19 protein-coding genes are annotated in these 19,768 nt (G+C 65.2%); 10 read left to right on the top strand and 9 right to left on the bottom strand.

Annotated features, from left to right (window positions below; genetic code table 11):
- The first annotated feature begins 9 nt into the window (after nucleotides 1–9).
- Complete coding sequence (gene smc / locus RH858_RS09455) at nucleotides 10–3,609, top strand: chromosome segregation protein SMC (RefSeq protein WP_310561675.1); 3,600 nt, start codon at nucleotides 10–12, stop codon at nucleotides 3,607–3,609.
- Entirely contained in the window at nucleotides 3,602–4,471 is an 870-nt protein-coding gene (locus tag RH858_RS09460; protein WP_310561676.1) for a ScpA family protein, read from the top strand. Before smc ends, RH858_RS09460 begins: the two co-directional genes overlap by 8 nt.
- Nucleotides 4,472–4,648: 177 nt before the next feature.
- On the opposite strand, the gene RH858_RS09465 is transcribed toward RH858_RS09460, so the two are convergent.
- Entirely contained in the window at nucleotides 4,649–5,323 is a 675-nt protein-coding gene (locus tag RH858_RS09465) for a Dna2/Cas4 domain-containing protein (protein ID WP_310561677.1), read from the bottom strand.
- Between the two features lie 57 nt (nucleotides 5,324–5,380).
- On the opposite strand from RH858_RS09465, the gene RH858_RS09470 reads away from it, so the two are divergent.
- Together RH858_RS09470 and RH858_RS09475 are read left to right on the top strand one after the other, a co-directional pair.
- A complete protein-coding gene (locus RH858_RS09470) occupies nucleotides 5,381–5,677 on the top strand; it encodes a glutaredoxin family protein (protein WP_310561678.1) in 297 nt (98 codons plus the stop codon).
- Nucleotides 5,677–6,267, top strand: coding sequence for a GNAT family N-acetyltransferase (locus RH858_RS09475; protein ID WP_310561679.1), 591 nt, complete (start codon nucleotides 5,677–5,679; stop codon nucleotides 6,265–6,267). Before RH858_RS09470 ends, RH858_RS09475 begins: the two co-directional genes overlap by 1 nt.
- An 8-nt stretch (nucleotides 6,268–6,275) precedes the next feature.
- On the opposite strand, the gene RH858_RS09480 is transcribed toward RH858_RS09475, so the two are convergent.
- Nucleotides 6,276–6,764 (bottom strand): hypothetical protein, encoded by a 489-nt coding sequence (locus RH858_RS09480; protein ID WP_310561680.1) that lies wholly within the window; start codon nucleotides 6,762–6,764, stop codon nucleotides 6,276–6,278.
- A complete protein-coding gene (locus tag RH858_RS09485; RefSeq protein WP_259534869.1) occupies nucleotides 6,765–7,058 on the bottom strand; it encodes a UPF0175 family protein in 294 nt (97 codons plus the stop codon).
- Nucleotides 7,059–7,287: 229 nt separating this feature from the next.
- On the opposite strand from RH858_RS09485, the gene RH858_RS09490 reads away from it, so the two are divergent.
- Together RH858_RS09490 and RH858_RS09495 are read left to right on the top strand one after the other, a co-directional pair.
- Nucleotides 7,288–8,079, top strand: a complete 792-nt coding sequence (locus tag RH858_RS09490) for an SAM-dependent methyltransferase (RefSeq protein WP_310561681.1) — start codon at nucleotides 7,288–7,290, stop codon at nucleotides 8,077–8,079.
- 172 nt (nucleotides 8,080–8,251) lie between these two features.
- The gene (locus RH858_RS09495; RefSeq protein ID WP_310561682.1) at nucleotides 8,252–8,809 is read left to right on the top strand and encodes a DoxX family membrane protein; all 558 of its coding nucleotides are present in this window, start codon (nucleotides 8,252–8,254) and stop codon (nucleotides 8,807–8,809) included.
- A gap of 121 nt (nucleotides 8,810–8,930) precedes the next feature.
- Here RH858_RS09495 and RH858_RS09500 read toward each other — a convergent pair whose 3' ends face one another.
- The 5 genes from RH858_RS09500 to RH858_RS09520 all read right to left on the bottom strand — a co-directional run bounded on the left by RH858_RS09500 (nucleotide 8,931) and on the right by RH858_RS09520 (nucleotide 13,917).
- Complete coding sequence (locus RH858_RS09500) at nucleotides 8,931–9,647, bottom strand: queuosine precursor transporter (protein WP_310561683.1); 717 nt, start codon at nucleotides 9,645–9,647, stop codon at nucleotides 8,931–8,933.
- A gap of 1 nt (nucleotide 9,648) precedes the next feature.
- Nucleotides 9,649–9,828 carry a ribbon-helix-helix domain-containing protein gene (locus RH858_RS09505; protein WP_310561684.1) on the bottom strand — a complete coding sequence of 60 codons (180 nt, stop codon included), beginning with the start codon at nucleotides 9,826–9,828 and terminating at the stop codon, nucleotides 9,649–9,651.
- A gap of 27 nt (nucleotides 9,829–9,855) precedes the next feature.
- A complete protein-coding gene (locus RH858_RS09510; RefSeq protein ID WP_259534874.1) occupies nucleotides 9,856–10,947 on the bottom strand; it encodes an S-methyl-5-thioribose-1-phosphate isomerase in 1,092 nt (363 codons plus the stop codon).
- A 77-nt stretch (nucleotides 10,948–11,024) separates the two neighbouring features.
- Nucleotides 11,025–11,666: a class II aldolase/adducin family protein gene (locus tag RH858_RS09515; protein WP_259534875.1), complete on the bottom strand. Its 642-nt coding sequence runs from the start codon at nucleotides 11,664–11,666 to the stop codon at nucleotides 11,025–11,027.
- A gap of 1 nt (nucleotide 11,667) precedes the next feature.
- Nucleotides 11,668–13,917 carry a twin-arginine translocase subunit TatC gene (locus RH858_RS09520; protein WP_259534876.1) on the bottom strand — a complete coding sequence of 750 codons (2,250 nt, stop codon included), beginning with the start codon at nucleotides 13,915–13,917 and terminating at the stop codon, nucleotides 11,668–11,670.
- Between the two features lie 118 nt (nucleotides 13,918–14,035).
- On the opposite strand from RH858_RS09520, the gene RH858_RS09525 reads away from it, so the two are divergent.
- Nucleotides 14,036–15,295, top strand: a complete 1,260-nt coding sequence (locus RH858_RS09525; RefSeq protein ID WP_259534878.1) for a twin-arginine translocase subunit TatC — start codon at nucleotides 14,036–14,038, stop codon at nucleotides 15,293–15,295.
- Between the two features lie 31 nt (nucleotides 15,296–15,326).
- Here RH858_RS09525 and RH858_RS09530 read toward each other — a convergent pair whose 3' ends face one another.
- Nucleotides 15,327–15,563: a ubiquitin-like small modifier protein 2 gene (locus tag RH858_RS09530; RefSeq protein WP_259534880.1), complete on the bottom strand. Its 237-nt coding sequence runs from the start codon at nucleotides 15,561–15,563 to the stop codon at nucleotides 15,327–15,329.
- Nucleotides 15,564–15,697: 134 nt separating this feature from the next.
- On the opposite strand from RH858_RS09530, the gene RH858_RS09535 reads away from it, so the two are divergent.
- The 3 genes from RH858_RS09535 to RH858_RS09545 all read left to right on the top strand — a co-directional run bounded on the left by RH858_RS09535 (nucleotide 15,698) and on the right by RH858_RS09545 (nucleotide 19,562).
- Nucleotides 15,698–17,665: an ABC transporter ATP-binding protein gene (locus RH858_RS09535; protein ID WP_259534881.1), complete on the top strand. Its 1,968-nt coding sequence runs from the start codon at nucleotides 15,698–15,700 to the stop codon at nucleotides 17,663–17,665.
- A 365-nt stretch (nucleotides 17,666–18,030) separates the two neighbouring features.
- A complete protein-coding gene (locus RH858_RS09540; RefSeq protein ID WP_259534882.1) occupies nucleotides 18,031–18,780 on the top strand; it encodes a creatininase family protein in 750 nt (249 codons plus the stop codon).
- 128 nt (nucleotides 18,781–18,908) lie between these two features.
- Complete coding sequence (locus RH858_RS09545; protein ID WP_259534883.1) at nucleotides 18,909–19,562, top strand: TrkA family potassium uptake protein; 654 nt, start codon at nucleotides 18,909–18,911, stop codon at nucleotides 19,560–19,562.
- Nucleotides 19,563–19,768 lie beyond the last annotated feature (206 nt).

Raw genomic sequence — 19,768 nt, forward strand, 5'->3', positions numbered from 1 at the left:
GAGCGACCCATGCACATCAAAGAGCTCGTACTGGACGATTTCAAGAGCTTCGGACGACCGACGCGTATCCCCTTTTACGAGGATTTCACGGTGATCACCGGGCCGAACGGCTCGGGCAAGTCGAACATCATCGACGCGGTGTTGTTCGCGCTGGGACTCGCCCGGACGCGGGGGATCCGTGCGAAGAAGCTGACGGACCTCATCTACAACCCCGGCCACGAGGACGACGCGAACTCTGCCGGGCCGAACGAGGCGTCGGTGACGGTGGTGTTGAACAACGAGGACCGCACCCTCTCGCGGGAGCAGGTGGTTACGGCCGCAGGCAGCGACCGGATCGGCGACGTCGACGAGATCACGATCAAGCGTCGGGTGAAGGAGACCGAGGACAACTACTACTCCTACTACTACCTCAACGAGCGCTCGGTGAACCTCTCGGACATCCGCGATCTGCTCTCGCAGGCGGGTATCACTCCGGAGGGGTACAACGTCGTGATGCAGGGCGACGTCACCGAGATCATCAACATGACTCCCTACCAGCGTCGGGGGATCATCGACGAGATCGCCGGCGTCGCGGAGTTCGACGCAAAAAAGGAGGACGCCTTCGAGGAGCTGGAGACCGTCGAGTCCCGGATCGGCGAGGCCGACCTCCGGATCGAGGAGAAGCAGGACCGGCTCGACCAGCTGGAGGACGAGCGGGAGGCCGCCCTCGAATACGAGTCGCTGCGCGAGGAGAAAGCGGAGTACGAGGGCTACCTCGAGGCGGCCGAACTCGAGGAAAAGCGGGGCACTCTCGAGGGAACCGAAAAGAAGATCGAGGCGAACGAACAGACCCGCGATGAGCTGCAGGCGGAACTCGACGAGCGCCAGACTCGGGTCGACGAACTCGAGGCGGAGCTCGAGGAGCTCAACCGCGAGGTCGAGCGGAAAGGCGAAGACGAGCAGCTCCGGATCAAAAGCGAGATCGAGGAGGTCAAAGGCGAGATCTCCCGGCTCGAAGGGAAGATCGAAACCGCAACCGAGCGGATCGAGGACGCAGAAACCGAGCGCAGGGAGGCGTTCGTCCAGATCGACCGCAAGGAGGAGCGGCTCGAGGAGCTGGAAGGGGAGATCCGCGAGCTGAAAGTCGAGAAGGCGTCCGTAAAGCGGGAGATCGGCGAAAAGCAGTCGGAACTCGCCGAGATCGAAGCCGAGATCGACTCGGAGGACACCGAGTTCGACGAGCTGAAGGCCGATCTGGCCGACCGCAAACAGCGGCTCGAGGAACTCAAAGACGAGGCGAACGACCTCCAGCGGGAGAAGGACCGCCTGCTCGACGACGCCAGACGGCGATCCAACGAGCTCGCGGAGGCGCGCGAGGAGCTCGAGACAGCCCACGAGAAGATCCCCGAACTGAAGGCCCGCAGGTCGGAGCTGCACGGCGAACTCGACACCGCAGAGCGGAACCTGCGGACGATCGAGGGGACGATCGAGGAGCTGCAGGCCGAGAAAGCGGAGCTGTCGGCGGAACTCGAGGAGGTCGAAGGCGAGCTCCGGGAGAAACAGACCGAGTACGCCGAACTCGAGGCGCGCGCGGACCGCGAGGGCGACAGCTCCTGGCCGCGGTCGGTCACGACGATCCTGAACGCGGACGTCTCCGGCGTCCACGGCGCGGTCGGCGACCTCGGCGCGGTCGACTCGGAGTACGCCGTCGCCTGCGAAACCGCTGCCGGCGGCCGACTCGCGAACGTCGTCGTCGACGACGACGGCGTCGGGGCGACCTGCATCGACTACCTCAAGTCGCGCAACGCGGGGCGGGCGACGTTCCTGCCGATCACGGAGATGGAAACCCGGAGTCTGCCCCGAGAGCCCTCCCATCCCGGCGTCGTCGACTTCGCGCGCAACCTCGTCGACTACGACGCCGAGTACGAGGGGATCTTCTCGTATGTGCTCGGCTCCACGCTGGTCGTCGAGGACATGGATACGGCCCGGGATCTGATGGGAGACTACCGGATGGTGACCCTCGAGGGCGACCTCGTCGAACGGTCGGGCGCGATGACCGGCGGCTCGGGCGGCGGCTCCAGATACTCCTTCAGCAAGTCCGGGAAGGGGAAGCTCGAACGGCTCGCAGAGGAGATTTCCGAGCTCGAGGATCGACGTCGGGACGTGGAGTCGGAGATCCGCGAAATCGAAGGCGACGTCGACGACGCCCGCGACCGGAAGACGGACGCCGCAGACCGGGTCCGGGCGGTCGAGGGCGACATCGAGGACGCCGAGGCGGAACTCGGCCGGCAGGACGACCGGATCGACGAGCTGGAAGGGCGGATCGACGAGCTGGAGGCCGAACGGGAGTCGGTCGACGAGCAGATGAACGAACTGGAGGCGGAGCTGTCCGACGTCCAGGACGAGCGGGCCGAGGTCGAAGGCGAGATCGCGGAGCTCGAGTCCGAACTCGCCGACTCGCGGATCCCGGAGCTCACCGACCGCGCAGACGAGGTGCGCGCCGAGATCGACGACCTCGAGTCGAAGATGGACGACCTCGACGGCCGGCTCAACGAAAGGACCGTCGAGGTCGAGTACGTCGAGGAGTCGATCGAGGAGCTGCAGGGGACCGTCGAGACCGCCCGAGAACGGAAGGCGGACGCCGAATCCGACATCGAGAGCTACGAGGAACGGATCGAGGAAAAGCAGGACACACTCGAGGAAAAGCGGGCGGCGATCGAGGAGCTCGAAGGCGAGCTCGTCGACCTGAAAGAGGAGCGCACCGACCTCCGGGAGGAGCTTCGGGCGGCGGAACGCGCCCGAAACGAACAGCGCGAACGCGTCTCGGAGATCGAGTCGACGCTGTCGGACTTGCGGGGGACCAAAGAGCGGCTCGAATGGGAGATCGAGGAGCTCGAGGCGGCCGTCGGCGACTACGACCCCGAGGAGATCCCCGATCACGACGAACTCGAGGCACGGATCGACCAGCTGGAAGAGGAAATGACGTCGCTGGAGCCGGTAAACATGCTCGCGATCGACGAGTACGACGAGGTGGAGTCGGAGCTGGAGACGATGACCGAGCGCCGGGACGTGCTAATCGAGGAGCGAGACGGCATCGAAGAGCGGATCGACCAGTACGAAACACAGAAAAAGCAGACGTTCATGGAGGCGTTCGATGCGATCGACGGCGAGTTCCAGAACGTCTTCTCCCGGCTGTCGGACGGCTCTGGCGAACTCGTCCTGGAGGATCCCGAGGACCCGTTCGAGGGCGGACTGACGATGAAAGCTCGTCCGGCGGACAAGCCGGTCCAGCGGCTCGACGCGATGTCCGGCGGCGAGAAGTCGCTGACTGCGCTGTCGTTCATCTTCGCGATCCAGCGACACAACCCCGCACCGTTTTACGCCCTCGACGAGATCGACGCGTTCCTCGACGCGGTCAACGCCGAACGCGTCGGGGAGATGGTCGACGATCTGGCCGGTGACGCGCAGTTCGTCGTCGTCTCGCACCGCTCGGCGCTGCTCGAGCGCTCCGAACGGGCGATCGGGGTGACCATGCAACAGGACAACGTCAGCGCCGTCACCGGCCTGCAGTTCGGCGAGGAGGGCGGGGAGAGTGCCGACGAGTCCGGGGAGGTGAGTGCGGGTGACTAGCAGCTTCGGGCTCGACGTCGGAAGCGAGCCGGTACCGGAATCGACCCCGGTCGACGTCGACGACGACGAGGTCGAGCCGGTCGAACTCCTCGTTCAGCTCGCCGAAGAGGGCGAAATCGAGCCGTGGGACATCGACATCGTCACGGTCACCGACGCGTTCCTCGAGAAGCTCGATGCGACCGACCTGCGGACGTCGGGCCGGGCGCTGTTTTACGCCTCCGTCCTGCTGCGGATGAAAAGCGACGCGATGCTCGCCGAGGACGACGAGGAGGAAAACGAGCCCGAGCCCTGGGAACTGGCGATGGAAGGAGGCACACAGGACCAGTCGGATCCGGCGTTCGATCCGGTCGACGCGCTCGAGGCGGAGATGGACCGCCGGCTCGACCGGAAGAACACCCGTGGACAGCCGGAGACGCTCGAGGGACTCGTCCGGGAGCTCCGGGAGGCAGAACGGGAGTCGTGGTGGAAGCGTCGGCGGGAGTACGACACCAGCGACTCCCCGAAGGGGTACGATCGCGGGATGCAGACGCTGGATTACCACGCCGACGACGACGCCCGGCGGGACGGCGAGCCGACCGCGGGCGACGTCACCGCCCGGACGCACGACGAGGACATCGAAGAGGTGATCGAGGGGGTGACTGACGCGCTCCGGGAGCAGTACGCCGCCGGCCGGGGCGAAGTGCTGTTCGCGGAGGTGCGCACCGCCGGCGGACGCCCCTTTATGACGTATCTGTCGCTTCTGTTCATGGCCCACCGGGGCGCGGTTCGACTCCAGCAGGACGAGCTGTTCGGCGACCTGTGGATTCGGGATCACAACGTCACCGCCGTCGCCGAGGACGCGGAAGCGGTCGCCGACGACTAACAACGACCTTTTTTAACGGGGGCCTCGGGCGCTCTTCGAGCGCTCTCGACCCCCGCCAAAAAAGCTCGACCAAAAAAGCCGCCTCCGCGGGCTCCGCCCGCTCCGGCGGTGAACCGCTCGCTCTGCTCGTTCACGGGTCGCTGTATTCACCGCCTGCCTTTCCGAGGTGCTCACTGCTCACAGCCCGAGCAGCGATCGAAGCGATCGGGTTCGGGTGCCACACTCCTCGCTGTACTCACACCCCTCACACCGAGCGTCGTTGACCCGCGGCGGGGGGCCGTCGATGGCCCGGACGGTCCGGAGCGCCGACCGATACGCCGCCTTGGCGCGCGTCGTGAGTTCGACCGTCCGCACGACGCCGTGGGCCGGATACTCCAACAGCGCCTCCGGGACGGTGCGCGTTTCTTCCCACGCGAGCGCCTTGGCGGCGGCGACCGCACGCACCCGATGGTGGTTCCACGTTCCGTCCTCGGGGGGTGATCCGGGAGAAACGATCGTCGGCACTGCCGGATCACCGACGACCTTGTGGGCGATCCCCCGACAGTCCTTCCCCGACAGCAACACCCGGGTCCGGGACGGCGACGCCAGGTCGTCCCAGTCGTCGCGTGATTCGAGCCGGGCGAGGTTTCGACGGTAGTCATCCGGTTGGAGATCGATCGGGGCCTCCCGAAGCTCTCTGTCGGCGGCGCAACGCAGCGACGGGTACCGGAAGGCGAGATCGATTCTGTCGGTCGCTTCCGGCGGTGGCTCCCTGTCGTCCGCCCGTCGGGCGTGATACAGCTGTCGCGGGCAGTAGGCGCCCCGCGAGAGATCGCCGAAGGTCACTGTTTCGTCGGACCCGGTTCCGCTCACGCGGGGGAGTGGTCCCGGTATGGTATTTAAGTCCGGGAAACGGATGTGGAGACGAACATGGGGGATCGAGACGACGGAACGGAGGACGCCGAAGGCTCCGCGGTCGACGTCACGGTTTACACGCGGGAGGATTGCCAGCTGTGTGAGGAGGCGATCGAGGCGATCCGGCAGGTCGCCGTCGATGTCGGCGTGGGTGTCGCGATCGACGAAATCGACGTCGACGAAGACGAGGAGCTCGAAGCGGAGTACGGCGATCGGGTTCCGTACGTTCTCGTGGACGGCCAGCCCGCCTACAAGTACCGGGTGGACACCTTCGATCTCCGGCGACGGCTTCGCGACCGCACCACGAACTGATGACGGAGGACTTCGAGTCGCAAGACGCACGCGAATGCGATGGCCGGGACGCACGCGAATCCAGTGAAAAACGGGCTTCTGCAGCACTCCCGTCGGACGTGACGATCAGGCGCGCCGACCCGACGAACCTGCTGGGTGTCGTGCGCGTCCTCGACGGGGCCGCACTCGAGACCGACGTCGAGGTGATTCGACGCCGATTGCGGGCCGATTCCCCCCGTGTGTTCGTCGCGGTCGCCGAAGCCGTGTCGTCGGAGTCGTCGACGGACCGCGTCGTGGCCGCGCTGGCTCTGGACCCAGTACGGGTGTCGTCTCTCGGCGACTTCGAGATCCAGCAGGTCGCGGTCCGCCGCCGTCGGCGAGGACGGGGGATCGGCCGGGCGCTCGTCGAGGCCGCCTGTGGGTTCGCGAGGAAACAGGCACCACCGGACGCGACTGCCACGGTGACTGCGAGCTTCGACCGGACTGTCCGGCCCTTTTATGAGACGTGCGGGTTCGAGATCGCCGACGACCCGGACCTCGAGTCCGGCGACGGATCCCGAACGGATCGGCTCCGGGCCCGTCGGCGGATCGACACCCGGCAACCTCACTGAACGCGTCTTTACTCTTCCAGTTCTCGGAGCTTCTTTTGCACCTGTGTGTAGACTTTCGGGTGCAGGTTCATCCCCTCGTCGACGAGGTCGTACAGGACGTCAGTTGCCTCATCCCCCGTCACGTCACCGTTTTTCACACAGCTGAGCAACAGCGTCGTCACCCACCAGCACTCGACGCCGTGGCTCCTGGCGACCTCGATCAGCCCCTTGTCGTTGGCGAGAAGGATCTCCTCGTCGTCCTCCGATTGCAGGATCACCGAGGCGTCGGCCACCGCGATGCCCTCCATCGACGCCACCGCTTCGGCCCGCGCTGGCGTGTCGTGAATAGCTACGTCCGACAGAAACTCCTCGAGCACCGCAGTTCCACGTTTCCCCTCGGTGAGGACTTCCTCTCGAACCGCTGCAGTCGTCCGAACCTCGTCGAAGGCAGTCGGGACGAGATCGAGCCGGCCGACCCACGCGAGTGGAATCAGCGCGGAAGAGTCGACGACGACCATCTAGATGCGGTTGAGATCCCGTTCGAGGTCGTCGGTCGTGTACCCGACGTCGATCCCTTCCTCGGCGGCGAGCGTCAGCATCTCGACGTACGAGACGTCCGCGAGTTCCGCCGCCTTCCGGAGTGTGATGCGGTGCTCGCGGAGCTGGTCGAGTGCCCGCTGCGTGCGCCAATCGTCGAGGCCCTGTCGGATGAGTCGTCGAAGAACCTCCGACCGGTCGGCACTCATTTCCTCCTCGAGTTCGGCGAGTGCCTCCTCGTCGTCTTCCGGAATGCGCGTGGTGACCGTTTTCATCGTTACGATTCACTACGTTACGATACGCAATAGATGTAACGGGATGGGTAGGCGTCACGCACCCAACAGTCGACGAATGGGTCCCGTAGTGGTCGCCAAGCTGGTGGGGACTGGCGTCGTCGGTCCCATCCGATGTACCTTTCCGGGGCGATAGCGTTTCCTCTTGTATGAACACAGAGTCGTCGGCGCTCTCGGAGTCGAACGGGGTAGGAAATACGGTGACGTGAGCATGGCAGGTAAGGATCACTACTACAACAAGGCCAAACAGGAGGGCTACCGGACCCGGGCCGCCTACAAACTCCTGCAGATCGACGAGACCGCCGATCTCTTTTCGGGCGGGGAAACAGTCGTGGACCTGGGGGCGGCGCCGGGCGGGTGGCTCCAGGTCGCCGCGGAACTCGTCGGCGACGCCGGAACCGTCGTCGGCGTCGACTTCCAGCGGATTCGGGAGTTCGACGACGAGGAACTGGATAGCGAGGCCCGGATCGAAACCATACGGGGGGACATGACCGACGAGCGGACCCGCGACCGGCTTCGGGACGCCGTCGGCGAGGGTGGCGCAGACGTCGTCGTCTCCGACATGGCGCCGAACATGACCGGCGAGTACTCGCTGGACCACGCCCGATCGGTTCACCTGGCACGCCAGGCGTTCGAGACCGCCCTCGAACTGCTCGCGCCCGGCGGGGATCTCGTCGTCAAGGTGTTCGAGGGGCGAGACCTCGATGACCTCAAAGCGGATATCGACGCCGAGTTCGAGTACGTTCGGGTCGTCTCCCCGGCAGCCTCCCGGGACTCCTCCTCGGAAGTGTATCTCGTGGCGAAAGGCCGGATCACCGCACCCGTCGAGGCCGGCGACCGGCTCACCGTCGAGATCGTCGACCTCGGTCGAGAAGGCGACGGGATCGCCAGGGTCGAAGGATACACGCTGTTCGTTCCCGGAACCGAGGAGGGCGAGACGGTCGAGGTGGTCGTCGACGACGTGAAGCCGCGGTTCGGGTTCGCCAAACGGGTCGACGACTGACGAACCGGCGTCGCGTCGATAGCACTCTCCTCGATTTTTGAGTGGATATATCACGATTTTTTATTCGATGTGTGAGCATTTGTCAATATTCCCGGCGGATTTTTCAACGAATGATAACCCACTCGACGGTTTATACATAAACTCCCTCTATATACAGGCGAGGACAACACCGATGGCAACAACGACGGAAACTCAGTTCACAAGTGGAGTCGAAGAGCTCACGATCGACGGCAAGTCCCACCCGCTGTCGGGACTGTTCGTGGTCGCACTGCGGCTCGTGATCGGCGGCATGATTTTGTTTGCGGGGATCGGAAAGGTCACCGGCGAACCGTTCGACGCGAGCGGCTACCTGGTGCACGGCGTCGACGCGGCAAGTCCCGTAAGCGGGCTGTACGCCGCGATGGCCTCGAGCGCGATGCTGATGGACGTCATCAACGTGGTCATTCCGGTCACGCAGGTGTTGATCGGTGCCGCCCTGATCGTCGGGGCGTTCGTCAGACTCGCCGCCCTCGGCGGTGCGATCCAGATGCTCGCCTTCTATCTGGGCGGCTGGAACGGCGAGCTCCTGGCGCTGTTCGACTCGACGCTCGTCTACGCCGCGGTGTTTTTCGCGGTGGCCGCGCTGGGCGCCGGCCGTGTGCTCGGCGTCGACGCGCACCTCGAGCGGATGCAGGTCGGCAGCCGGACCCTGGTCGAGCGGTTCCCGGTGCTCAAGTACGTTCTCGGCTGAGACGAACTACCGTTCCGACGCGTTTCCGCCGCGACTCGCGCGAAATCAGTTTTCGATCCCGGTCGACGGCACGTCCGTCGACGACGGCTTTGACGGGTGAGATTTTTTAAGGCCTCCTCGCTCACGCTGGCGCGACGTCGTACCGACGTACCGCACCAACCACGAGATAGACCAGCGGCGTGTCGAGGACTGCGATTCCCAGCTTCAACAGATACTGGCCGACCATCAGCGCGACGACGACATCGCCCGGGAGAACCGGGCCGAGGCCGATGGCTCGCGGGAGCAGCCAGAAGGCGACGCCGACGAAGATCACGGTGTCGATCGCCTGACTGGTCCCCGTCGAAACGATGTTGCGCAGCCACAGCTGTTCTCCCCGGGTACGTTCCTTGATCCAGTGGAACACCACAACGTCGTAGTTCTGGCTCACCACGTACGCGAGCAGGCTCGCGGCGACGATGTTCGTCGAGGCGCCGAGCACCGTCTCGAACGCCGCCGGATCGATACTCGAGGGCGCCGCCGGCGCGAGGATGGTGCTCCACACCAGCGCGAGCACGAGGAAGTTCATCAGGAAGCCGACGTTCACGAGCACCTGTGCCGCCCGCTTGCCGTACAGCTCCGTGTAACAGTCCGACGCCAGGAACGTCAGGGCGTACGCCAGCGCCGCACCCGGCAAGGCGAGTTCCGCGCCTGTCACCGGCAGCGCGAACGGGAGTTCGAACTGCAACACTTTCGAGGCCGTCAACTGGGCGGTCACCAGCGACGCGACGAACAGCGCCGCCAGGGCGACCGCTCCGGCGGGCAGCGTGGGGCGGCTCGTCTGGACCGACCGCGTCGCCACGCTACTTCTCCTCCCCGTCCAGCCGGCCGTGCCGCTCGTCGATGTCGTCCAGCAGGTCCAGCGTCTTCCGGACCGACGCGCGGATCGCCTCGCTGCGGTTGACGAACTTCCCGTCCTCGCCGACGTGTTCGTCGAGATCGGAAAGCAGCTCTTCGGGCACCTCGACGCTTATCTTGGGCATACCCGAGTCATCTCTCGGGAGTATCCTTCAAGTGCTCGATTCCGGTTCGGGGGCCCGCTCGAAGTCGCTTCGATCCAGCGGTGGCTCGTACACCCCGGTCTCCGTGACGAGGTAGTCGACGAGCTCCATCGGCGTCGGATCGAACGCCGGATTGAACACCGGCACGTCCTCGGGGGCGTTCTGGCGCCCGTAGATCTCCCGCAGCTCTGCGGGATCCCGCTGTTCGATCTCGACGTCTGTGGCGCTCAGTTCGGTGTCGACCGTCGAGTGCGGCGCCGCCACCACGAACGGGATGTCGTGGCGATCCGCCAGGACCGCGTGTTTGTACGTCCCGATCTTGTTGAAGACTGCGCCCTGTGGCGATGTCTCGTCTGTCCCGGCGAGGAACGCTTCGCCGCCATCGAGCACCACCCGATCGGCGCCGACGACTACGGCGTCTACTAACCCTCGCTGCATGCACAACCCGCTTGCGTTGTCGGGGATCAGCGTCACTTCCACGTCCCGTTCCTGTAGTTCGACGGTGGTGATCCGGGAGCCCTGGTTGAGGGGTCGGGTCTCGTTTGCGATCACGTCGACGCTCTTGCCTGCCTCGTGGGCCGAGTACACCACACCCAGTGCGGTCCCCCAGTCGACGGTCGCCAGCGCGCCCGCGTTGCAGTGGGTCATCACGGTGTCGCCGTCCGCGAACAGTTCTGCCCCGTGTTTCCCGATCGTTCGGTTGCGCTCGACGTCGGCGTCGGCGACGTCCTTCGCCGCCGCCAGCGTCCGCCGTCGTGCCTCCGCGATCGACTCACAGCCGTGGAGTTCCCCGAGAACCGTCTCGACCTCCCGCGAGAGGTTGACGGCCGTCGGTCGAGCGCTGGCGATCGCGTCGGCGTCCTCGCGGACGGCCTGCTCGAACTCCTCGAGGGAGTCGGCGTCGGTGCGCCGGGCGGCAAGCGCCACCCCGAACGCCCCGGCGGCCCCCAGTGCGGGCGCACCCCTGACGCGAAGGATCTCGATGCTCTCGACCAGCTCCGGTACGGTCTCGGCGTGATCGGTCGTGTACTCGGTCGGAAGCTTCGTCTGATCGACCATCTCGATGCAGTCCCGGTCGTCGTCCCAGTCGATGGTGCGCATGGTCGGTCCCGTCCCTATCCATGTTTCGGGCCCCAGCCGTCAAGAACGCTCGGCTCGATCGACGGGCTCTCCCCGGACTACCCGCTACCTTCGTCGGGGCCGTACTCCTCGAACTTCTGTGCAGCCGCCTCGATGTCGTCCGACGACAGCACCTCTGGTTCGCCGATCGACCGCGCCCGACAGTACACCTCCGCGACCGATTCGACGGCCACGGCCGTCTCGACGGCGCCCGGGACGTCCTCGCCCGTCGCGACGAGCCCGTGGTTCGCGAGCAGGCAGGCGTCGCTTCCGGTGTTCTCCATCGCCTCGACCGCGTTGTCCGCGAGCTGTTCGGTCCCGTAGGTCGCGTACGGCGCAACCGGCACGGTCTCGCCGGCCAGCGCGATCATGTAGTGAACCGGCGGGAGCGGTTCTCCGAGCACCGCGAGGGTCGTCGCCCACGGCGAGTGGGTGTGGACGATCGCCCCGGGCTCGAACCGCTCGTAGATCCGCCGGTGCATCGGCGTCTCGCTCGAGGGTGCGATATCGCCCCACAGTACCTCTCCGTCGAGGGAGACGACCGGGACGTCACCAGTGTCGATCTCCCCGTACGGAACACCCGAGGGAGTGATCGCCATTCGGTCCTCGCGCCGGGCGCTGAGGTTCCCCGTGCGACCGGGAGTAAGCCCGGCCAGTCGGCGCGCGTGCTCGGCGACCGTTTCGCGTTCCGAGGCGAGCATCCTACGTCTCGACGACCTCCAGCGCCGTCGAGGTGGTGTCGACGATCTCGGCCGGCGGAGACAGGTTGCGTCTCCCGCCGAGCGTGACGAAAAACAGCACGAACAGGCCGATGCCGTAGGCGGCCATCAGCGGGATCGTCACCAGGAACATCGTGACGATGTCGGCGGGCGTGAAGACCGCGGCGAACGTGAGCATCGCGAGCAGCACCTCGCGCCACCGGTTGCGCATCGCCTGGTAGGGGATCCCCGCGTAGTTCAACAGCACCATCAACACCGGCACGTCCGCGAGGATGCCGATTCCGGCGGTCGTGAAGACGATCAGCCAGAAGAAGTCGTTGATCCGGTAGGAAATGATCATCCCCGCATCGAGCGCGTCGCCGACGAGATACGAGATCAGCCACGGGGCAAAGAAATAGTAGCCCAGCATGAACCCGCCGATCAGTCCGCCGACGAGCGCGCCGGTCCACAGGAAGACGACGTTCTGTCGCCCACGGACGAAGCCGAGTTCCCGCAGCGCCGGCCACGCGTAGTACGCGATGACGGGGAAGATCGCGAGCACGCCCACGAGCACCGAGAACTTCACGATGAAGATGAGCGCCTCCACCGGATGGAGGGTGATGACGTTCACGTTCTCGGCGACGACCTCGCTGGGAAGCCGGCCCAGGAAGTTGTCGAAGACGTTCCCCAGCCCGCCGAGGTACAGCCACGTGAACGTCGCCGCCATCACTGCGAGGAACGTCCCGACGATGATGAACGACCGCGACCGGACGCTGTCGAAGATGAACTTCAGGTCCTTGTAGTAGCCGCCGATGTCGTCCTCGTCGTCTTCGGTCAACTCCTCGAGGAACGTCGATCCCGCCCGGGTGCCCCGTTCCCCGAGTTCGCCGGCGATGTCTTCGGCCGCCTCGCCGGCGCTTGCGCCGCCAGCCGCCCCGGAAGCTCCTGCCGCTCCGTTCCCGTCGTCGCTTTCGGCGCGCTGTGCTTCCACCTCGTCGAACCGGTCGAGCAGTGCCTGAGCCTTTTCGGGGTCGTCGGCGTCGAGGGCAGCGCTGGCCAGTTGCATCACCTCATCTTCGCTCAGCTCTTCGAAGGCCTCAATCGGCGCCGCCCGGACGCCTCCCGCGTCGAGTTCTCCGAGGTCGATCGCCGTCGGATCGCCGTACAGCTCCGGTTCCTCCTCGGGGTCGAGGCCGGCGTACACGAGGTACATCAGTCCCAGGACCGCAAACAGGACACCCGTGAGGAGACCGTACAGCGCGATCGCGGTCGGCTCGGCGACGCCGAGTCCCTCACCGAGCGGGACGATCCGGTAGTCGCTGCCCATCCACGCGAGTAGATCGTTTGCCGCTTGTCGACCGCCGTAATCGTAAAAGCCGTATACAGCGGCGACCCCGACAACGAACAGTCCGGCGAGCACGTTCCACTTCCGGCGGATCGTCGTCGGCACGTCGATCGTCTCGCTTCGCCGGCGGGCGGTGACCGCGATCTTCGCGAGGTACAGGGAGACGCCGTACAGCGCGATCAACGGGACCGCCCACATGATCTGCGTGAACGGATCCGGCGGTGAGAACATCGCGCCGAAGACGAAGATGAGCACGACTGCGTATTTCCATTTGTCCCGGAACGTCTCGTACTGGACGATGCCGGCGTACGACAGCCCGGTGACGACCAGCGGCATCTGGGCGGCGAGGCCGAACGACAGCGACAAAAAGACGATGAACTCCGTCCACATCACGATCGAGTAGCTCGGCGCGAAGCCGGCCTCGAGACCGAAGCTCGCGAGGAACGCGAACATGAACGGGAAGAAAATGCTCTGGCCGTAGAAGACCCCGCCTGCGAAAAGTAGCGCCGCGAGGACGCCGATCGTGGCCATCTTCCACCGAGGGATCGGTGCGTCCGGCCACATGTCGCGCTCGCGAAGCGCCTCCCTGGAGAAGTAGATCAGCGGCGGGATGGCGGCGATGACGCCGACGATGAGGCCGATCTTCGCCTGCAAGAGAATCACGTCGAACGGCGTCAGAACGATGATCTCCAGCTGGGCCTCCACGTCGGGCGGCATCTGAGCTCGGGTGACGCCCTTGAGGTAGTCCCAGACCCACAGCCGAAGTGCGTAGAACGTCCCGAGAAAAACGAAGAGAAACACCATGAAGGCCTTCTGCAGGTCCTTCTGGGCCGAACGGAGCATCGCCCGAACGGCGTCGCTTCCCTCGGCCAGCGTCTGCTGGGTGTCCTCGTCGAGGGCGCTGGACATACCCACTACTCGGCCACTAATGCCTATCAACCTTTTCAACCGTGCGCGGCTTCTCGAACGGGCCGTCCGCGGAGCTATCAGAAAAGGCCTATAATGGCCGGGACTGAACGTCAGGTGAATGGGCGACCCGGACCGCGACGAGCCGTCGGAACCCGACGCCGAATCCGAACCGGAGAGCGACCGGTCCGAGGACGCGGATGCGGAACGCCGCAAGGACGACGCCGAACGCGGCGAGCAGGGGACGGACGAAGGAGAGTCGTCCGAACCGACGTCGTACGATCTCGACGACGAGGGGCTGTTCCCCGGACCGGAGAGCTTCGACTCGAACGAGGAGGACGGGAACGCTGACGACGGAGCCGACGGAGCCGCCGACGATAGCGAAGTCGATGACGATGGCGAAGTCGACGCGGAAGACGCTGCTGCGATCAACGAAGGGACGAGTCCCCGGCCGAACCGACGGCGTATGCGTCCCAAGCGGGAGGGCAAGGACGACGGTACAGACGACGAAGACGATGACGACGATGACGACGAAGACGATGACGACGAAGACGACCAAGACGATGACGATGAGGATGTTGAGGAGGTGGACGACGAGACAGTCTCGAACGGTGCCGGTGCGGTAGCCACCGAGCGCGACGACGACGAACCGCTCTTTGAAGGGCCGGAGTCCGACGAGGAGATGCCGCTTGCGGACCACATCGAGGAGATGATGCGGCGGCTCGGCGTCGTCTTCCTCGTGGCGGGGATCGCGACACTCATCGCCTACCCGTCCGCAGACATCGCCATCAACTACTTCTGGTCGAGTCACATCCCGGACCCGGGAGTGAACCGGCCGCGGGTGTACGGTCCCCTCGAGTTCATTCTCACGAAGCTCAAGGTCGCCGGACTCGCCGGCCTCGTGTTCGGGCTGCCGGTGTTCGTCTACGAGACGTATCTGTTCATGCGTCCCGGCCTGTATCCCCGGGAACGGCGGTATTACCTGGCGGCGATTCCCACGAGCCTGGTGCTCGCGACGATCGGGGGACTGTTCGCACACTTCGTCGTCCTGCCGGCCATCTTCGCGTACTTCACCGCCTACACCGAGGGGACCGCAGTGATCGCGTTCGGGCTGGCGGAGACGTTCAACCTCATCGTCGTCCTGATCGGGTACATGGCGGTCGTCTTCCAGATCCCGCTTTTGATCATGCTCGCGATCATGATGAACCTCGTCACGCGGGAGTGGCTGGAGGACAAGCGGCTCCTGTTCTGGGGTGGCTTCCTCGGCCTCTCGTGGCTCGTGACGCCGGACCCGACCGGGATGGCGCCGATCATCGTCACACTCACTATGATCGGACTCTACGAGGGGACGCTCGCGCTGCTCCGGTGGACCGGGAACTGATTGCGGCTCCGGAACGCAGAGACGTTTCGGGCTATCTGCGACGATCACCGTCGCGGTTGACGCGGGAGACGCCGCCCTTTATCAGTCGCAGCACGGTCATCCGGTCTGTGTCGACTGGTGCGTCCTCGGGCACCGGGGTCCCGTCGACGAGCACTGTCGCCTCCTGCGTGTTGTATCCGACCCCCCGAACGACGTCACCGTAGGTGGCGTCTACATCGAGCTCGAGAGTGCGTTCACCCTCCCCGACCACTTCGACTGTCACCTGCATGTCCCTGGAAGGAGGTTGCCGGCGTCGCCACTTGCCACTTTCTCTGGCAGGCGCTGTACGACAACCTCCGACTGTCGTCCTCAGTTTCGATTCGAAGGAAAGTTTCATCCGCACCGATCCGCTATCCGAGTGCAATGAGCGGCATCGACTGGGAGAAAGACGACCCGTTCGAAGAACAACGGGACAAGATAGAGAACCCGATGAAGCGGCTGTTCTCCGAGTACGGGAGCGACTACACCTTCCAGGCCGTGGTCGGGATCCTCGCCAGCGTCGTCGCCCGGGTGCTCGACCTGCTGCCGCCGCTGATGCTCGGAATCGCGGTCGACGTGATCTTCGTCACCCCGGCCGAACACCAGGGCGCGGAAGCGGCGGCGTTCGAGGAACAGATCCCGCTCGTGTTGCTGCCGGAGGCGTGGCTCCCGGCGACACAGACCGGACAGTTCTGGTTCACCGTCGCCGTCATCGCCGGCGCGTTCCTCGTCGGGGCGGGGTTCCACTGGACGCGCAACTGGGGGTTCAACTCCTACGCGCAGAACATCCAGCACGACATCCGGACGGACACCTACGACGAGATGCAGCGGTTGAACATGGACTTTTTCGCCGACAAGCAGACCGGCGAGATGATGTCGATCCTCTCGAACGACGTCAACCGGCTGGAGCGGTTCCTCAACGACGGGATGAACTCCCTGTTCCGGATGCTTGTGATGGTCGTCGCGATCGGCGTGTTGCTGTTCTGGATCAACTGGCAGCTCGCGCTCGTGGCACTCCTGCCGGTCCCGCTCATCGCCGGCTTCACCTACCTGTTCATCAAGATCATCCAGCCGAAGTACGCGGAGGTCCGGTCGACGGTCGGGAACATGAACTCCCGGCTGGAGAACAACCTCGGCGGGATCCAGGTGATCAAGTCGTCCAACACCGAAGACTACGAATCCGATCGGGTCGACGACGTCTCGTTCGACTACTTCGACGCCAACTGGGACGCCATCGAGACGCGGATCAAGTTCTTCCCGGGGCTGCGTCTGCTCGCGGGAATCGGCTTTGCGGTGACGTTCATCGTCGGGGGGCTGTGGGTGTTCCAGGGGCCGCCGGGGCCGTTCACCGGCGAGCTCTCGGTTGGGATGTTCGTGGTGTTCATCCTCTACACCCAGCGGTTCATCTGGCCGATGGCGCAGTTCGGGCAGATCATCAACATGTATCAGCGCGCCCGGGCGTCGGCGGCGCGGATCTTCGGGCTGATGGACGAACCGTCCCGCCTGGCGGAGGATCCCAACGCGACCGAGCTGACCGTCACCGAGGGGCGGGTGGAGTACGACGACGTCACGTTCGGGTACGACGAGGAGGAAACGATCGTCGAGAACGTCGACTTCACCGTCGAGGGCGGCGAGACGCTCGCACTGGTCGGCCCGACCGGCGCCGGGAAGTCGACGGTCCTGAAACTGCTGTTGCGGATGTACGACGTCGACGAGGGATCGATCCGGATCGACGGCCAGGACGTCCGCGAGGTGACGCTGCCGAGCCTGCGCCGGTCGGTCGGCTACGTCGGCCAGACCACGTTCCTGTTTTACGGCACCGTCCGGGAGAACATCACCTATGGTACCTTCGACGCGACCGACAGCGAGGTGATCGAGGCAGCCAAGGCCGCCGAGGCTCACGAATTCATCCAGAACCTGCCCGACGGCTACGACACGATGGTCGGCGAGCGCGGGGTGAAGCTCTCGGGCGGACAGCGCCAGCGGGTCAGCATCGCCCGCGCGGTGTTGAAGGATCCAGACATCCTCATCCTCGACGAGGCGACCTCCGACGTCGACACCGAAACCGAGATGCTGATCCAGCGGTCGCTCGACCGACTCACCGAAGAGCGGACGACCTTCGCCATCGCCCACCGGCTGTCGACGATCAAGGACGCCGACACGATCGTCGTCCTCGAGGACGGTCGGATCGTCGAACGCGGCACTCACGGGGATCTGCTCGAAAACGACGGGCTGTACGCCCACCTGTGGGGCGTGCAGGCGGGCGAAATCGACGAACTTCCCCAGGAGTTCATCGAGCGGGCGGCCCGGCGGCGGGCCCGGACGGAAGTCAGTGGCGGGGACGACGACTGATACTGATTATTTATCAGTTGTTGGCAATGTGATTTACTTTAGTTAGCTCGGAACGCGTAAACTGGCGTTCCGAACTCGATTACCGCGGATTCGTATATAAACCTGAGTCATATTGCCAACTACTGTTATGGGCGGGACGTTGACGGCCATCGTCTCCAAAAACAGTGATCTTCCGGGTGAACGGGGGCGTTTATTGTGAACGGACGGCAGTTCTACACTAGGGACGGAGTGCCTCTGACAGCACGGGAGTGGTGAGTAATCCACGTTCTTTCCCGTCCCGCTACGGTTCTGACGTGCAACCCGCCATCCACGTTGCAGAGCGTCGAGGAGGAAGGCAAAAATCCCTCCCCCGTCCACTGGGTAGTATGCGACTGTCCGAATCGACCTGGAGCGAGGTTCGCGAGGCCGATCCGACGGTGGCGCTCGTTCCCGTCGGCAGCACCGAACAGCACGGGCCCCACGCGCCGCTGGGAACCGACACGCTCAACGCGGTTTCGGTCGCCGAGGCGGCCGCACAGCGGTACGAGGCAAACGACGATGAAGGCGGGGACCGATCGGCCGACGACCTCCTCGTCGCCCCGCCGATCCCGGTGGGGGTCGCCGAGGAACACCGCGCGTTCGACGGGACGCTGTGGGTGTCGCCCGACACGTTCCGTGCGTACGTCCGGGAGACGGCAGAGAGCCTGGCGCACCACGGGATCGAAGACGTCGTGTTCGTGAACGGCCACGGCGGGAACGTCGACGCGCTCTCGGAGACGGCGGCTCGACTCTCCCGGGACGGGACGGCCTACGCGCTGGCGTTCACCTGGTTCGACGCCGTCGGCGACCACTCCAGCCGGATGGGACACGGCGGCCCGTTGGAGACGGCGCTGTTGCGTTCGACTCACCCCGAACTCGTTCGCGACGACCGGATCGAGGAGGCCCGCGAGGGGGCGTCCGACCGGTGGGGCGAGTGGGTCGCCGGCGTCAACCTCGCACACGACTCGGCTGAGTTTACGGACAACGGCGTCGTCGGCGATCCGGGGGAGGCCACCGCCGATTTCGGCGACGAACTTCTCGAACTGTCCGCGGCGGCGCTCGTCGATCTGCTCGCGGCGATGGACACCAGACGCTGAGGGATTGACATCCGGCGCTGAGGCTCGATCCGGTCTTCCCCACTCCTCCGGGGACGGGTGGGTGGTGGCGCCGGACGACTGCGGGTTTTGGTGAGGGTTTTTTGGTATGGGTTGTCGTAACAGCGACCATGAACGTCATCGTAGTCGGCTACGGTCGAGTCGGAGCGCGGACCGCACGCGTCCTGAAAGAGGAGGGCCACGACGTCGTCGTGGTCGAAAACGACAGTGAGGTGGCGGAACGCGCGCGGAATCGCGGCTTCACCGTCGTCGTCGGCGACGGCTCCGAAGACGCGGTGCTCGAGGAGGCCGGCATCGAAACCGCCGACGCGATCGGCGGGTTCACGCGGAACGTCGACACGAACTACGCGGTGTGTATCCTGGGGACGAAACACGGCTGTCGGACGGTCATGCGGATCACCGAGGACTTCAGCAGCGACGTGTACGATCGGTACGCCGAGGCTGTCGACGACGTCGTCTACCCCGAACGCCTCGGCGCCGCCGGGGCGAAGACGGCGCTTCTGGGCGGGGACTTCAACGCGATCGCCGACCTCACCGAGGAGTTGCAGCTCACTACTGTCAGCGTGACCGACGACGCGCCGATCGTCGGCGCCCACGTAAACGAGATCGACCTGGGTGGCCGCGGCCGGATCTACGCGCACGGCCGCGACGAAGAACCGATGACGATTCCGCTCCCTGGAACGATCGTAGAGGCGGGCGATAGGCTCGCGCTGCTGGTCGATTCAGATCAGATAGACGTCGTTCGAACGGAACTACTCGGTTGAAAGGGGTTGAAAAGGCGCGGCGCAGTGCCACGCCGGATGGGGTGTCGGGTGTGCCGGGCGCGCGGGGTGGGAGGATGGGAACTGAGGCCGTTGCGCGCCCGTGCGGAGAGACAGGCGGATATATTATAAAAGCCCGTCAGACGCCCGTCTGCCGTTCGGTTGTCGGCGGTGTCGTCGTCCGCGTCGACGGCGGAAGAGGGATGTAG

This window comes from Halalkaliarchaeum sp. AArc-GB (assembly GCF_031432225.1).
In the GTDB taxonomy this organism is placed as follows: Archaea; Halobacteriota; Halobacteria; order Halobacteriales; family Haloferacaceae; genus Halalkaliarchaeum.